We start from the raw sequence: 14,108 nt of genomic DNA, 5'->3' as shown, positions 1-14,108 counted from the left end.
ACACCGGCCCTCTGCGGGCGAGATACTAGGACGTCCAACTAATTCGGCCCGGGGTCTCCGCGGGCCGGAGACCAGGGAGTGGCATGCCCGCCTCGGCGTCCGACCTGCACGTCCCCGTCCACCCGGTGCGGTTCGTGACCGCGGCCAGCCTGTTCGACGGCCACGACGCGGCGATCAACGTGATGCGGCGGCTGCTGCAGGCCCAGGGCGCCGAGGTCGTGCACCTCGGGCACGACCGCAGCGTGGACGCCGTGGTGCGGGCGGCCCTGGAGGAGGACGTGCAGGGCGTGGCGATCTCCTCCTACCAGGGCGGGCACGTCGAGTACTTCACGTACCTGAGGGAGCGGCTGGCCGCCGCGGGCGCCGGGCACGTGCAGGTGTTCGGCGGCGGTGGGGGCGTGATCGTGCCCGAGGAGATCGCCCTGCTGCGCGAGCGGGGGGTCACCATCTTCTCCCCGGAGGACGGCCAGCGGCTCGGCCTGCCCGGGATGATCAACGAGCTGATCCGCGCCTGCGACGTCGACCTGACCGAGCGGGGGCCGGACGTCGAGGCGCTGCTCACCGGCGACCCCGCGGCGCTGGCACGGGCGATCACGGTGCTCGAGGCCGGCCGCGACGAGGGGCTGGCCACCCGGCTGCGGGAGGCGGCCGCGACGCGCACGGTGCCGGTCCTGGGCATCACCGGCACCGGCGGCTCGGGCAAGTCCTCGCTCACCGACGAGCTGCTGCGGCGGCTGCGCACCGACCAGGAGGACAAGCTGCGGGTCGCCGTCCTGGCGATCGACCCGACCCGGCGCCGCGGGGGAGGGGCGCTGCTCGGCGACCGGATCCGGATGAACGCCCTGGAGACCGGCGAGGGCTCACACACCTTCTTCCGCTCGCTGGCCACCCGCTCGGCCGGCGCGGAGACCCCCGAGCACCTCGACGACGTGCTGTGCGCGGTCAAGGCCGCGGGCTTCGACCTGGTGGTCGTCGAGACGCCGGGCATCGGGCAGGGCGACGCCGGCATCGTGCCGTTCTCCGACGTCGCGCTGTACGTGATGACGCCGGAGTTCGGCGCCGCGTCGCAGCTGGAGAAGATCGACATGCTCGACTTCGCCGACGTCGTGGCGATCAACAAGTACGAGCGCCGCGGGGCCGAGGACGCCCGCCGCGACGTCGCCCGCCAGATGCTGCGCAACCGCGAGGCCTTCGGGTCTCCGTGGGAGGAGATGCCGGTCTACGGCACGAGCGCCGCCCGGTTCAACGACGACGGCGTCACCGCGCTCTACCAGCACCTGCTCGGGCTGCTGGCGGAGAGGGGGCTGCCGGTCGGAGCGGGCGTGCTGCCGCGGGTCGACGTGCGCGCCTCCTCCGGGCTGAGCTCGGTGGTGCCGGCGCAGCGCTCGCGGTACCTGGCCGAGATCGCCGAGGCGGTCCGCGCCCACCACGCGACCACCGAGCAGCAGGCCGAGGTGGTCGGCCGCCGGCAGGCGCTGCGCACCACCGCCGACCTGCTGGGGGACGACCCGGCCACCGGGCGGGTGCGGGAGCTGCTGGAGGCCGCCGACAGCGAGCTGCTGCCCGAGGTCCGCTCCCTGCTGGAGGAGTGGCCGGACCGGGTCGAGGACTACTCCGGCGACGAGTACGTCTACACCGTCCGTGGCAGGGAGATCCGCACGCCGCTGACCCGCGAGACGCTCTCGGGCAACCCCGTGCGCCGGGTCGCGCTGCCGCGGACCAAGGACGAGGCGGAGCTGCTGCGCTTCCTGCGCCGCGAGAACCTCCCCGGCTTCTACCCGTTCACCGCCGGGGTGTTCCCGTTCAAGCGGGCCGGCGAGGCCCCGGCGCGCATGTTCGCCGGCGAGGGCGACGCCTTCCGCACCAACCGCCGCTTCAAGCTCCTCTCGGCCGGCAGCGAGGCCACCCGGCTGTCGACGGCGTTCGACTCGGTCACCCTCTACGGGCGCGACCCCGACCCGCGGCCGGACGTCTACGGCAAGGTCGGCACCTCCGGGGTCTCCATCGCGACGCTGGACGACATGCAGGTCCTCTACTCCGGATTCGACCTGTGCAGCCCGACGACCTCGGTGTCGATGACGATCAACGGCCCGGCGCCGGCGATCCTGGCGATGTTCCTCAACACCGCGATCGACCAGCGGCTGGAGGCCTTCCGCGCGGAGGAGGGCCGCGAGCCCGACGCCGCCGAGGCCGAGGAGATCCGGGCGTGGGTGCTGGCCAACGTCCGCGGCACGGTGCAGGCCGACATCCTCAAGGAGGACCAGGGCCAGAACACCTGCATCTTCTCCACCGAGTTCGCGCTGCGGTGCATGGCCGACATCCAGGAGTGGTTCATCGACCACTCGGTGCGCAACTTCTACTCGGTCTCGATCTCCGGCTACCACATCGCCGAGGCCGGGGCGAACCCCATCAGCCAGCTGGCCTTCACCCTCGCCAACGGCTTCACCTACGTGGAGTCCTACCTGGCGCGGGGCATGGCCATCGACGACTTCGCGCCCAACCTGAGCTTCTTCTTCTCCAACGGCATGGACGCCGAGTACTCGGTCATCGGCCGCGTCGCCCGCCGCATCTGGGCGGTGGCGATGAAGGAGCGGTACGGAGCGAACACCCGGTCGCAGCAGCTCAAGTACCACGTGCAGACGTCGGGCCGGTCGCTGCACGCGCAGGAGATGGACTTCAACGACATCCGGACGACGCTGCAGGCCCTCTGCGCCATCTACGACAACGCCAACAGCCTGCACACCAACGCCTACGACGAGGCGGTGACCACACCGTCGGAGCACTCCGTCCGCCGGGCCCTGGCCATCCAGATGATCATCGACCGCGAGTGGGGACTGGCCGGCAACGAGAACCCGCTGCAGGGCTCCTTCGTCATCGACGAGCTCACCGACCTCGTCGAGGAGGCGGTGCTCACCGAGTTCGACCGGATCGCCGAGCGCGGGGGAGTGCTGGGCGCCATGGAGACCGGCTACCAGCGCGGCCGGATCCAGGACGAGTCGATGCTGTACGAGCACCGCAAGCACGACGGGTCCCTGCCGATCGTCGGGGTCAACACCTTCCTCGACCCGCACCGCGACGACACCCCGCCGAAGCCGCTGGAGCTCGCCCGCGCCACCGAGGCGGAGAAGGAGTCGCAGCTGGCGCGGCTGGCGGACTTCCACGCCCGGCACGCCGACGAGGCGCCCGCGGCGCTCGCCCGGCTGCAGCAGGCGGCGACGGAGGGCGGCAACGTCTTCGCCGAGCTGATGGACGCCGTCCGCGTCTGCTCGCTCGGCCAGATCTCCGACGCGTTCTTCGAGGTGGGCGGCCAGTACCGGCGCAACGTCTGACGGTGCTCACCGACGACCTGGGGACGGACGTCGACCTGCCGCGGCCGCCGCGGCGGGTGGTCTCGCTGGTGCCCTCCCTCACCGAGGCGCTGGCGGTCACCGTGCCCGACCGGCTGGTCGGCGCCACCGACTGGTGCACCCACCCGGCCGGCCTCGACGTCGCGCGGGTGCGTGGCACGAAGAACCCCGACCGGGCGGCGGTCGAGGCGCTGCGCCCCGACCTGGTGGTCGCCAACCAGGAGGAGAACCGGAGGCTGGACGTCGACCGGCTGCGGGCGGCCGGCGTCCCGGTGTGGGTGACGGTGATCGAGTCGGTCGACCAGGCACTGGCCTCGATGCGCCGGCTGTTCGCCGAGGTGCTCGACGTGGGAGAGCCGGGCTGGCTGGCCGACGCGGCCGCGGTCTGGGCCGAGCCGGCGGCGGAGATCGGGCTGCGGGTCGCCGTCCCCGTCTGGCGGGACCCGTGGATGGTCGTCGGCGCCCGTACGTTCACCGGCGACGTCCTGGCCAGGATGGGTCTGGTCAACGTGTTCGCCGGAGCTGACGCCCGCTATCCGCGGGTCGAGGTGGAGGAGATCACCGCGGCCGCGCCGGACGTCGTCGTCCTGCCCGACGAGCCCTACGTCTTCACCCCGGACGACGGCCCCGAGGCGTTCCCCGGCACCCGCTGCGCGCTGGTCTCCGGCCGCGACCTCACCTGGTACGGCCCCTCGCTCGCCCCGGCCCGCGCCCGGCTGCTGGCGGCCGTCGGGGCGTGAGCCGTCAGCTCTGCCGCCGGTCGTCGGCCGGTCCCTCGGACGCCCTCAGTCCCCACCACGCGCCCACGCCCATCGCGGCGTTGACGACCGCGACCAGCAGCGCCGCGGCACCGATGACCCGCTGGTCGTCCCCGTGGGCGAGCACGAGCACGCCGAAGGCCACCATGACGACCGCCGCGCCCACGTGTGACCAGAAGACGCCGCGCGGACTGTCGAGCGCTCGCCACCACCGCACGGGGACAGTCCCGCGCGGGGGGTCACGCCAGCCACGCCAGCAGGCGGCCCCGTGACCAGCAGCGGCCGACGGCCTCGGCGTGCAGGGCCGGCCCGTCGAACACCGCGAGGCCCAGGGTGCTGTGGCCGGAGGCGCGGCGGTCGCCGAGTGTCGGGATCGCCGGCGCGACCCCCACTCCCTCCGCCGACACCCACGCCACCGTCCGGCCGGCCGCCACCTCGTCCAGGCGGTGCAGGAAGCGCAGGCGGCGCTCGAGCGGGAACTGCGACAGCGCCCACGTGGTGGTGACGACGGGCAGGGCGTCCGCGGGCACACGGGTGAGGGCGTCGGGCAGCAGCTCGACGGCGTCGCCGCGCACCAGCTCCGGAGGGTCCGCCGCCGCCACCGCGATCGCCGCGTCCAGCCGCGCGGCCCGTTCGGTGTCGTCGGGTGGCAGGCAGGCGCGCAGCCACCGGACGTCGTCGGCGTCGCTCACGTCGACCGGGTGGGGGCCGACGCCGACCCGGGCCACGACCTCGGGGACCGCCGCCGTCGGGACCGGCCGCCTCCCCACGACCGTCGTCGCCAGCTGCACGGGGGACGACGGGTCGCCCAGCGACCGCCCGTCGCCGTACGCGATGCCGACGCGGTCGACGAGCACGTTCAGCCCGGCCGGCGAGCCCACGTCGACCAGCCCGACCGCGTTCGCGCCCACCCGGCGCGCCGCCTCGGCGACGGCCGGGTACAGCACGGCGCAGTGCGCGGTCTCCAGGGTCCGGATCCGCCGGCGCGCGGCGGTGGCCACGACCGCGTCGGTCATCCGCAGCAGCGTGTCGACCGCAGCGGCGGCGGCAGCGTCGGTGTCGGAGGCGGTCCAGGCCGCGGCGAGCGCCGGGGCGCGTCCGGCGAGGGCGAGGTCGTGCAGCGCGGCGAGGACCACCGCGGGGTGCCGCTGGCGCGCCGGCGCCGCGCCGATGGCGTGCACCGCCTCGTCCGACTCGCTCAGGGCGACGGCGATCCGCGCGTACAGCGGTGAGGTGCCGGTGGCGTCGTCCTCGCCGAAGCGCCGGTACACCTGGGCGAGGCCGGCTCCGGCCGCTCGGCGCGTCACAGGGGGTGCACGCGGGGACGACCCTCGACCGAGCCGGGCGGCGTCTGGTCGTAGGCGGCCGGCCCGGTGCCCATCCCGATCGAGCACGCCGAGCCGGGAGGCGTCAGCTGCACGACCCGCACGGCCAGTTCGAGCTCCATCTCCGTCGTGCGCTCCTCCTCGGCAGGGCTGGTGGCCTCAGCCTGAACGGACCGTTCGACCGGGGCGGCGCCGGCCGGCCACGCGTCGACTCAGGCCGGGGCGTCGGCGTCCTGAATCGAGGCCGCGACCGCCTCGGGACCCCGCTCCGCCGCCGGATCCATCCACATGACCTGCCAGCCGTGGCCGTCGAGGTCGAAGAAGCTGCGTGAGTACATGAAGCCGTGGTCCTCGGCGCCGTCCGCCTCGGTGCCGCCCGCCGCGAGCGCAGCGGCGCTGACCGCATCGACCTCGTCGCGGGAGGAGACGCTGAAGGAGTACAGCGCCAGCGTGTGTGTGGTGGGGTCGGCGATCGGCAGCTTGGCGAACTCCGCGAACCTCTCCCGGCTGAGCAGCATGACGAAGGCGTGCTCGCCGACCAGCATGCACGCGGCGGTCTCGTCGGTGAACGAGGGGTCGAAGCCGAACCCGAGCTCGCTGAAGAACGCCGTGCTGCGCTCGAGGTCCGCGACGGGGATGCTCACGAAGAGCATGCGGCCGGGGTGTGCGGGGCTGGTCATGCCGGGTCTCCACTCGGTGGCTCGACGGCGTACGTCCTGGTGGACCGGCCCACCCCGCGGAACTCATCGGTGGCTCGCGCCCGGGGGCCGCCCCCGGAGTCCGCAGCGGCTCAGGCGATCTCGGACGGGGATCCGACGGAGGACCGATGAGTACCGGGGCCGGCGGGGGTCGACACCGGCATGAGCCTGCGCCTCGGACCCGTCCGTGCCGTGCTGCAGCGGCAGGTCGACAGCGGCCGGCTGCCCGGCTTCGTCGCCGCCGTGCGGCACGGCGGGCGGACCGAGGTGCTCACGGGCGGCACCACCGCGGTCGGGGGGACGGCGCCGATGCGCGAGGACACCCTGTTCCGGCTCGCCTCGGTGACCAAACCGTTCGCCGGGGCGCTCGCGCTCACGCTGGTGGAGGACGGCGTCCTCGGCCTCGACGACCCGGTGGACCCCTGGCTGCCGGAGCTGGCGTCACCGCGCGTCCTGCGCGACCGGTCGGGCCCCCTGTCGGACACCGTGCCCGCGCAGCGGCCGATCACCCTCCGGCACCTGCTGACCAACACCCCGGGCTTCGGCGGTCTCTGGGACGGCAGCCCGCTGGACCGCGCCGTCGAGGAGCGGCAGATCGGGCCCGGCCCGTGGTCGCCGGCGGTCGAGCCGGACGAGTACCTGCGGCGGCTCGGCGAGCTCCCGCTGGCCGCGCAGCCCGGCGACGTCTGGCTCTACCACCTGGCCAGCGACGTGCTCGGCGTCCTGCTGGCCCGGGCCACCGGCCGGTCGGTCTCCGACCTGCTGGCCGAGCGGGTCACCGGGCCACTCGGGCTCGTGGACACCGCCTTCTGGACGCCGCACCCGGACCGGCTGGCCACCTGCTACGTATCGACCGACGCCGGTCTCGAGGAGGTCGACGCGCCCGGCGGCCTCGGCCGGCCGCCGCGGTTCGAGGGCCTGGCCGCGGGCCTCGTGTCGACGGCGCCCGAGGTGCTGGCCTTCCACGCCGCGCTGGCCGACGGCGGTGCCCCGCTCCTGCCGGCCGGCGCGGTCGCCGCGATGACCGCCGACGCCCTGAGCAGCGCGCAGCGGGCCGCCGCGGCCGGCTCCCTCGGGCCCGGGATCTCCTGGGGCCTGCAGGTCGGCGTCTGCGTCGAGCACGTCCGCTCCTGGGCGCCGCCCGGCCGGTGGGGCTGGGACGGCGGCACCGGGACCAGCGCGTGGGCCGACCCCACCCGCGACCTGGTCGCCGTCCTGCTCACCCAGCGGCTGTGGGGCGGCCCGGAGGACGAGCCGGTCGAGTTCTGGCGGACCCTCGTCGACTGCCTGTGACTCAGGCCGCCGGGCGGGCGCGGACCAGGTTCATCGCCACCATGCTCAGCACGACCACGCCGTCCTGGTCGATCAGCTCGATGCGCGTGCGCACCAGGCCGCGGTCGGGCTTGGAGCGCGACCGCCGGGCCTCCTCGACGGTGGTCCGCAGGGTCAGCTCGTCGCCGGGCCGCACCGGCGCGATCCAGCGCAGCTCGTCGACGCCGGGGGAGCCGAGGCTGGAGGCGGGGGAGAGGTACTCGTCGGCGAACAGCCGCATCATCAGCGCGCAGGTGTGCCAGCCGCTGGCGATCAGCCCGCCGAACGGCCCGGCCGCGGCGGCCTCGGCGTCGACGTGGAACGGCTGCGGGTCGAAGCGCCGGCCGAAGTCGACGACGTCGGCCTCCTCCACCTGCAGTCGGCCGACCTCCGCGGTCGTCCCCGGCACGTAGTCCTCGAACCAGCGCTCGCTCCCCACCGGCCCGAACGTAGTGGCCGGTGGCCGCCGTCACAGGTTGCTAGCGTGACCGGCGTGCCGTCCCCCTCCGGCCCCCTCGCGGGCATCCGCGTCGTCGAGCTGGCCGGGCTGGGCCCCGCTCCCCACGCCTGCATGCTGCTGGCCGAGCTGGGCGCCGACGTCGTCCGTGTCGACCGCCCCGGCGGTGGCACCCAGCTGGTGTCGCCGGCCAAGGAGGCGCTGCACCGCAGCCGCCCGTCGGTCGCCGTCGACCTCAAGAGCCCCGACGGCCGCGACCTCGTCCTCCGGCTGGTCGAGTCCGCCGACGTGCTCGTGGAGGCGCTGCGGCCCGGCGTCACCGAGCGGCTGGGCCTGGGCCCCGACGACTGCCTGGCCCGCAACCCCCGGCTGGTCTACGCGCGGATGACCGGCTGGGGCCAGGACGGTCCGCTGGCCGCCCGCGCCGGGCACGACATCAACTACCTCGGCCTCACCGGCGCCCTGCACGCCATCGGGACGGCGGACAAGCCGATCGTCCCGCTCAACATCGGCGCCGACTTCGGCGGCGGGGCCATGTTCCTCATCGTGGGTGTGCTGGCCGCGCTGCTGGAGCGCGGCAGCAGCGGGCAGGGCCAGGTCGTGGACGCCGCCATGGTCGACGGCGCGAGCTCCCTGGTCACGATGGTCTACGGGATGCTCGGGGCCGGCATGTGGCAGGACCGGCGCGCGGTCAACCTGCTCGACGGCGGCGCCCCGTTCTACGACACCTACGCCTGTGCCGACGGCCGGCACGTGGCGGTCGGGGCGATCGAGCCGCAGTTCTACGCCCAGTTCCTCGCCGGCCTCGGGCTGACCGGCGACCTGCCCGGCGGGCAGTACGACGTCGACCGGTGGCCCGAGCAGCGGGAGATCATCGCCGAGGTCCTCGCCACCCGCAGCCGCGACGAGTGGACGGCGGTCTTCGCCGACACCGACGCCTGCGTCACCCCGGTGCTGGGGCTGACCGAGGCGCCGTTCCACCCGCACATGGCCGCCCGCGGCACGTTCACCGACGCCGGCGGGCACCCCCAGCCCGGCCCGGCGCCCCGGTTCTCCCGCACCCCCGGCGCGGTGCGCGGCGCCCCCCGCGGCCCCGGGCAGGACACCCGGACGGCGCTGCGGGCCTGGGGCGTCCCCGACGACGAGGTGCAGCGGCTGCTGGACGCCGGCGCCGTCGTCCAGGCCGACTGACCCGACCCGGCCCGGGCCGGCGAACCCCAGACGACTCCGGAGGAGGTCCCGTGACGGACGAGGTGCTGGTCGAGCGGCGCGAGGACGTCCAGGTCATCACGATCAACCGGCCGGAGGCGCGGAACGCGCTCACCCGGTCGGTGGCCGAGGCGGTGGCCGCGGCGGTCGACGAGCTCGACGCCGACGACGGGCTGCGGGTCGGCGTCCTCACCGGCGCGGGCGGCACCTTCTCCGCCGGCATGGACCTCAAGGCCTTCCTGCGCGGGGAGACCCCGGCCATCGAGGGCCGCGGGCTGTGCGGGATCACCCAGACCCCGCCGCGCAAGCCCTTCCTCGCCGCCGTCGAGGGCTGGGCGCTGGCCGGCGGTTTCGAGCTGGTGCTGGCCTGTGACCTCGTCGTCGCCGCGGAGGACGCCCGCTTCGGCGTCCCGGAGGTCAAGCGCGCACTCGTCGCCGCCGGCGGCGGCGCGCTGCTGCTGCCGCGACGGGTGCCGCCCAACGTGGCGATGGAGATGCTGCTGACCGGCGACCCGCTGGGCGCCCGGCGCGCGGCCGAGGTGGGGCTTGTCAACCGGCTGACCCCGCCGGGCGGCGCGCTGGACGGCGCCCTGGAGCTGGCCGCCACCATCGCCGCCAACGGGCCGCTGGCGCTGGCGGTCACCAAGCAGGTCGCCCGCGGCAGCGCCGACTGGACGACGGAGGAGGGCTGGGCCCGGCAGGCGGAGCTGGTCGCGCCGGTGTTCACCAGCGCCGATGCGCGCGAGGGCGCCACCGCGTTCGCCGAGAAGCGGACGCCGGTCTGGCAGGGCCGCTGAGCGGGGGCGGGCGGAGACGTCGTCCCCGTGCCGGAAGGGCAGTCGGGGCCGGTGCCGCCGCGGTGGTAGACCGGCAGGGTGCAGGCGGAGGGTCTGCCGGATCGAGGGGGACATGAGCGCGGAGACCACGCCGGACCCGGGGGTCGCCACCGCGCAGCCGGCGACCCCGCCACCCCTGGGGGCGCTGGCGATCCTGCGCATCGGCGGCTTCCTCGTGCTCTACCTCAACGCCGCCGCGGTGTTCCTCGGCGTCATGGGGCAGGCCATCGCCCGCAGCTGGCTGGCCTTCGAGCTCACCGGCTCCAACGCGGCCCTCGGCGGGGTGCTGCTCTCCTTCGGCATCGCGCTGCTGATCGCGACCCCCTGGGGCGGGGTGGCCGCCGACCGGCTGCCCAAGCGGCTGGTGCTGCAGCTGTCGGTGCTGATCCTCGCCGCCTCGAGCGCGTGGATCGGCCTGGCCGTCGTCTTCGACGTCATCCAGTACTGGATGCTGCTGGGCGCCGGCGTCCTGCAGGCGGTCGGGTTCGCGCTGTTCAACCCCGCCCGGATGGCGTTCCTGTCCGAGCTCGTGCCGCGCGGGTCGGTGCCGCAGGCGGTGTCGCTGCTGCTGGTCAACGCCGAGGTCAACAGGGTGGTCGGCCCCGCGCTGGCCGGTGTCGTCGTCGGCGCGGTCGCCTGGGGCACGGAGGCGGTGTTCCTCGCCAGCGCCGGGCTGGCCACCGTCGGCGTCCTGCTCACGGGGGCGCTCCCGCCCGGTCGCCGGCGCGGGGAGCCGTCGGACCGCTCGCCGCTGGGGGAGCTGGCCGACGGCGTCCGCTACGTCCGCCGGCACCCCGAGCTGTCCGCGCTGACCTGGTGCGGCATCGGCGTCACGATGTGCGGGATGCCGTACCTGGCGTTCATGCCGACCATCTCCAGCGACCTGTTCGGGCTCGGCTCGGTCGGCTACGGCGTGCTCTCGGCGATGTCGGCCGTCGGCGGCGTCACGGCCGGCCTGCTGCTCGGCCGGCGCTCGTCCCGGGCGCGGGAGGGCCGGGTGTTCGCCGGCTCGGGGGCGCTGTTCGGCCTGGCCATCTGCGCCCTGGCGGTGACCCCGAACGCCGCCGTCGCGGTCGCCGTCCTGCTGCTGATCGGCGGGGCGATGCTCGCCTTCCAGACGACCAACCAGTCGCAGCTGATCGCGCTGTCGGACATGGAGTACCACGGCCGCGTGCAGTCGCTGATCATGCTCAGCTTCGGTGCCTTCGGCATCGCCGCGCTGCCGCTGGGCCTGCTCGCCGACGTCATCGGCCTGCGCTGGACGCTCACCGGGATGGGCGTCGGCGTCCTGCTGTTCGTGCTGCTCTACGTGCTCGTCAGCCGCCGCCGGGTGCGCCGCGCCCAGCAGCTGCGCGACCTGGGCTGACGGTCAGCGCCAGTCCACCCCGGGCAGCGTCGCGCTCCAGGACTCCACGATCCGCCCGTCGGCCACCCGGTGCACCACCAGCCAGGTGACCACCGAGGTGTCGCCGGTGTCCAGGTTCACCCCGGTCGTCGTGGCGCGGGTCCACACCCGGTCGCCCTCGGTGACCTGGTCGTCGACGGTCGTGGCGGGGTCGTGCAGCAGCTGCCAGGAGTTGGCGACCTCGCGCTTGAACTCCGCGCGGGTCAGCGACCGGGTGCCGGCCGAGGAGTGCCGGACGTAGGGCTCGCCGATCAGCTCGTCGATGACGCCGAGCTCCCGCCGGTTCCACAACCCGTCCCAGTACCGCCGCACGATCCCGGTCACCGCCTGCTGCTCCACGAGCGGAACCTTAGAGGCGGCCCCCGGCACCGCCCTTCCACGGCACCGGGACCCGCCCGCCGATCACTCGACGACCACCCGGCCGGGGGGCAGCAGCGGCTCCCGCTTGAGCTCGGCGCGGGCGATCGACCGCAGGTGCACCTCGTCCGGGCCGTCGAACAGCCGCATCGCCCGGTGCCAGGCGTACATGGCCGCCAGCGGCGTCACGTCGGTCATGCCGGCACCGCCGTGCACCTGGATGGCGCGGTCGATGACGCGGGTCGCCGCCCGGGGCACGGCGACCTTCGCCATCGCCACGAGGTCCTTCGCGGCCTTGTTGCCCAGCGTGTCGATGACCTGGCAGGCACGGTGGCACAGCAGCCGGGCCTGCTCGATCTCCAGCCGCGACTCCGCGACCGCCTGCTGGACGACGCCCTGGTCGGCCAGCGGGCCGCCGAACGCCACGCGCTCGTTGGCGCGCGCGGTGAGCAGCGCCAGCGCGCGCTCGGCCGCGCCGAGAGCCCGCATGCAGTGGTGGATGCGGCCGGGGCCCAGCCGCGCCTGCGCGGCGGCGAACCCGCCGCCCTCCTCGCCGACCACGTTGGCCGCGGGCACGCGGACGTCCTCGAAGCGGACCTGGGCGTGGCCGTGCTGGTCGTGGTGGCCCATCACCGGGTAGTCGCGGACGACGGTCACGCCGGGGGTCTCCCGCGGCACGATCACCATCGTCTGCTGCCGGTGCGCCGGCGCCGTCGGGTCGGTCTTGCCCATGGTGATGAACAGGGCGCAGCGGGGGTCCATCGCGCCGCTGGTCCACCACTTGCGGCCGTTGATCACGTACTCGTCGCCGGACCGCTCGATGCGGGTGCCGATGTTGGTGGCGTCGCTGCTGGCGACGTCCGGCTCGGTCATGGCGAAGGCCGAGCGGATCTCGCCCTGAAGCAGCGGCTCCAGCCACTGCTTCCTCTGCTCCTCGGTGCCCAGCAGGTGCAGCAGCTCCATGTTGCCGGTGTCGGGGGCGGCGCAGTTGATCGCCTCCGGTGCGAGGTCGAGGCTCCACCCGGACAGCTCGGCGATGGGGGCGTACTCGAGCTGGGTCAGCCCGGACTCCGCCGGCAGGAACAGGTTCCACAGCTCCCGCTCGCGCGCCTTCTGCTTGAGGGTCTCGACCACCGCGGGCACCTCGTGGCCGTGGGGGCCGGCCTCCCGGCGGGCGGCCAGGTACTCCGCCTCGGCCGGCAGCACCTCCTCGCGCATGAAGGCGACCATGCGGTCGTAGAGCTCGCGGGCGCGCGCGGAGGGCGGGGGCAGCTCGTTGTGCGACATGGCATCTCCTGTCGGACCGGCGGGGGGCTCCGCCTCGACCGTAGGGACTCCCGCCGCCGCCCGCGCGGGGGGTCGGGCGCTGACCCGGGCCACTCCCCGCCCCGGTCCGCTCCTCGCTCGCCGGCGCTCGCTGCGATGCTCCCGCGGCCGTCGTCAGGCGCTCGCGGTGCCGCCCTCGGCCACCCGCGCGACGTCGCGGTGCGGGCGGGACTGCCACACCGCCCACTCCGCGCTGACGTCCCCCGCGGTGCGCAGCAGCTTGGGCAGGTGCTCGCCGAGCAGGTGCGCCGTCGAGGTCTCCGCCGCGTGCACGGTGACGTTCATGGCGGCGCGCACCGCGCCGGAGGCGTCGCGCACCGGGACGGCGACCGAGCGGATCCCCGGGGCGAGCTCCTCGTCGGCCAGCGCCCAGCCCCGCGCCCGGACGTCGACCAGCTCCTCCCGCAGCTGGTCCGGGGCGCGGCCGATGTAGGCGGGCAGCCCGGCGCGGCTGGGCTCGGCCAGCGTCGCCTCGAGCTCGGCCGGCGTCAGGGCGGCCAGCAGGACCTTGCCCTGCGAGGTCTGCACCGCCGGGAACCGCGTCCCGATCTCCACCCGCAGCGTGATCAGCTTGGGCACCGACACCCGGGCCACGTACACGACGTCCGAGCCGTCGAGCTGCGTCATGGACGACGACTCGCCGGTCCTGGCGACCAGCGCCTCCATGTGCGGCCGGGCGATGTCCCACAGGCCCAGGGCGCCGACGTAGGCCATGCCGAGGGTGAGCACCTTCGGGGTGAGCTGGAAGGCGTTGCCGACCGCGCGGACGAAGCCGAGCTCCTCCAGCGTGAGCAGCAGCCGGCGTGCGGTGGGGCGGGCCAGCCCCGCCGCCGTGGCCACCTCCGACAGCGTCATGCTCCGGTGGTCGGCGTCGAAACAGGCCAGCACGTCCAGGCCCCGTGCCAGTGCCTCGACGAAGTCCGGTCCGGTACCGCGACCCGCCATCGTGTGTTCCCCCTGTCTCCGGCGAGATCGTCGATCTCGCACGTGTACGGCGGCGGGGCCGGGGGGGGGTGCCGGTCATGCGCCGGCCCCCCGCGCCGGCCGGCAGCGCCCCCCGGCCCACGGCTCCCCGCCGG

The 14,108-nt window shown here is 75.0% G+C and carries 14 protein-coding genes; 6 read left to right on the top strand and 8 right to left on the bottom strand.

The genetic code is table 11. The annotated features are described in order from the left end of the window. Nucleotides 1–83: 83 nt before the first annotated feature. Both icmF and ACI784_RS17660 read left to right on the top strand, forming a co-directional pair. Nucleotides 84–3,329 carry a fused isobutyryl-CoA mutase/GTPase IcmF gene (gene icmF, locus ACI784_RS17665; RefSeq protein ID WP_457014349.1) on the top strand — a complete coding sequence of 1,082 codons (3,246 nt, stop codon included), beginning with the start codon at nucleotides 84–86 and terminating at the stop codon, nucleotides 3,327–3,329. Nucleotides 3,330–3,331: 2 nt separating this feature from the next. Continuing rightward, a complete protein-coding gene (locus ACI784_RS17660) occupies nucleotides 3,332–4,087 on the top strand; it encodes a helical backbone metal receptor (protein WP_457014348.1) in 756 nt (251 codons plus the stop codon). Nucleotides 4,088–4,091: 4 nt separating this feature from the next. On the opposite strand, the gene ACI784_RS17655 is transcribed toward ACI784_RS17660, so the two are convergent. The 4 genes from ACI784_RS17655 to ACI784_RS17640 form a co-directional block, all read right to left on the bottom strand. After that, nucleotides 4,092–4,322, bottom strand: a complete 231-nt coding sequence (locus ACI784_RS17655; RefSeq protein WP_457014347.1) for a hypothetical protein — start codon at nucleotides 4,320–4,322, stop codon at nucleotides 4,092–4,094. A 22-nt stretch (nucleotides 4,323–4,344) separates the two neighbouring features. Further along, nucleotides 4,345–5,412 carry a DUF2332 domain-containing protein gene (locus ACI784_RS17650; protein WP_457014346.1) on the bottom strand — a complete coding sequence of 356 codons (1,068 nt, stop codon included), beginning with the start codon at nucleotides 5,410–5,412 and terminating at the stop codon, nucleotides 4,345–4,347. Beyond that, on the bottom strand, nucleotides 5,409–5,552 hold the full coding sequence (locus tag ACI784_RS17645) for a hypothetical protein (protein ID WP_457014345.1): 144 nt from the start codon (nucleotides 5,550–5,552) through the stop codon (nucleotides 5,409–5,411). Before ACI784_RS17645 ends, ACI784_RS17650 begins: the two co-directional genes overlap by 4 nt. Nucleotides 5,553–5,642: 90 nt before the next feature. Then, entirely contained in the window at nucleotides 5,643–6,110 is a 468-nt protein-coding gene (locus ACI784_RS17640; RefSeq protein ID WP_457014344.1) for a VOC family protein, read from the bottom strand. A 180-nt stretch (nucleotides 6,111–6,290) separates the two neighbouring features. Between ACI784_RS17640 and ACI784_RS17635 the strand changes: the two genes are divergently transcribed. After that, nucleotides 6,291–7,421 (top strand): serine hydrolase domain-containing protein, encoded by a 1,131-nt coding sequence (locus ACI784_RS17635; protein WP_457014343.1) that lies wholly within the window; start codon nucleotides 6,291–6,293, stop codon nucleotides 7,419–7,421. Nucleotide 7,422: 1 nt separating this feature from the next. Here ACI784_RS17635 and ACI784_RS17630 read toward each other — a convergent pair whose 3' ends face one another. Next, nucleotides 7,423–7,878, bottom strand: coding sequence for a MaoC family dehydratase (locus tag ACI784_RS17630; RefSeq protein ID WP_457014342.1), 456 nt, complete (start codon nucleotides 7,876–7,878; stop codon nucleotides 7,423–7,425). A gap of 54 nt (nucleotides 7,879–7,932) precedes the next feature. On the opposite strand from ACI784_RS17630, the gene ACI784_RS17625 reads away from it, so the two are divergent. The 3 genes from ACI784_RS17625 to ACI784_RS17615 all read left to right on the top strand — a co-directional run bounded on the left by ACI784_RS17625 (nucleotide 7,933) and on the right by ACI784_RS17615 (nucleotide 11,307). After that, nucleotides 7,933–9,087: a CaiB/BaiF CoA transferase family protein gene (locus tag ACI784_RS17625; protein WP_457014341.1), complete on the top strand. Its 1,155-nt coding sequence runs from the start codon at nucleotides 7,933–7,935 to the stop codon at nucleotides 9,085–9,087. A gap of 50 nt (nucleotides 9,088–9,137) precedes the next feature. Next, entirely contained in the window at nucleotides 9,138–9,902 is a 765-nt protein-coding gene (locus ACI784_RS17620) for a crotonase/enoyl-CoA hydratase family protein (protein ID WP_457014340.1), read from the top strand. Nucleotides 9,903–10,014: 112 nt separating this feature from the next. Continuing rightward, entirely contained in the window at nucleotides 10,015–11,307 is a 1,293-nt protein-coding gene (locus tag ACI784_RS17615) for an MFS transporter (RefSeq protein WP_457014339.1), read from the top strand. Nucleotides 11,308–11,310: 3 nt separating this feature from the next. On the opposite strand, the gene ACI784_RS17610 is transcribed toward ACI784_RS17615, so the two are convergent. From ACI784_RS17610 to ACI784_RS17600, 3 genes are all read right to left on the bottom strand, one after another. Beyond that, a complete protein-coding gene (locus ACI784_RS17610; RefSeq protein ID WP_456925397.1) occupies nucleotides 11,311–11,685 on the bottom strand; it encodes an ester cyclase in 375 nt (124 codons plus the stop codon). A gap of 63 nt (nucleotides 11,686–11,748) precedes the next feature. Continuing rightward, the gene (locus ACI784_RS17605; protein WP_456925398.1) at nucleotides 11,749–12,990 is read right to left on the bottom strand and encodes an acyl-CoA dehydrogenase family protein; all 1,242 of its coding nucleotides are present in this window, start codon (nucleotides 12,988–12,990) and stop codon (nucleotides 11,749–11,751) included. Nucleotides 12,991–13,143: 153 nt separating this feature from the next. Continuing rightward, nucleotides 13,144–13,974 (bottom strand): IclR family transcriptional regulator domain-containing protein, encoded by an 831-nt coding sequence (locus ACI784_RS17600; protein WP_456925399.1) that lies wholly within the window; start codon nucleotides 13,972–13,974, stop codon nucleotides 13,144–13,146. Nucleotides 13,975–14,108 lie beyond the last annotated feature (134 nt).

It is taken from the genome of Geodermatophilus sp. SYSU D01186 (assembly GCF_054050215.1).
Note: the sequence above shows the minus strand (reverse complement) of the source record. Positions and strands in the feature narration are given on the sequence as shown.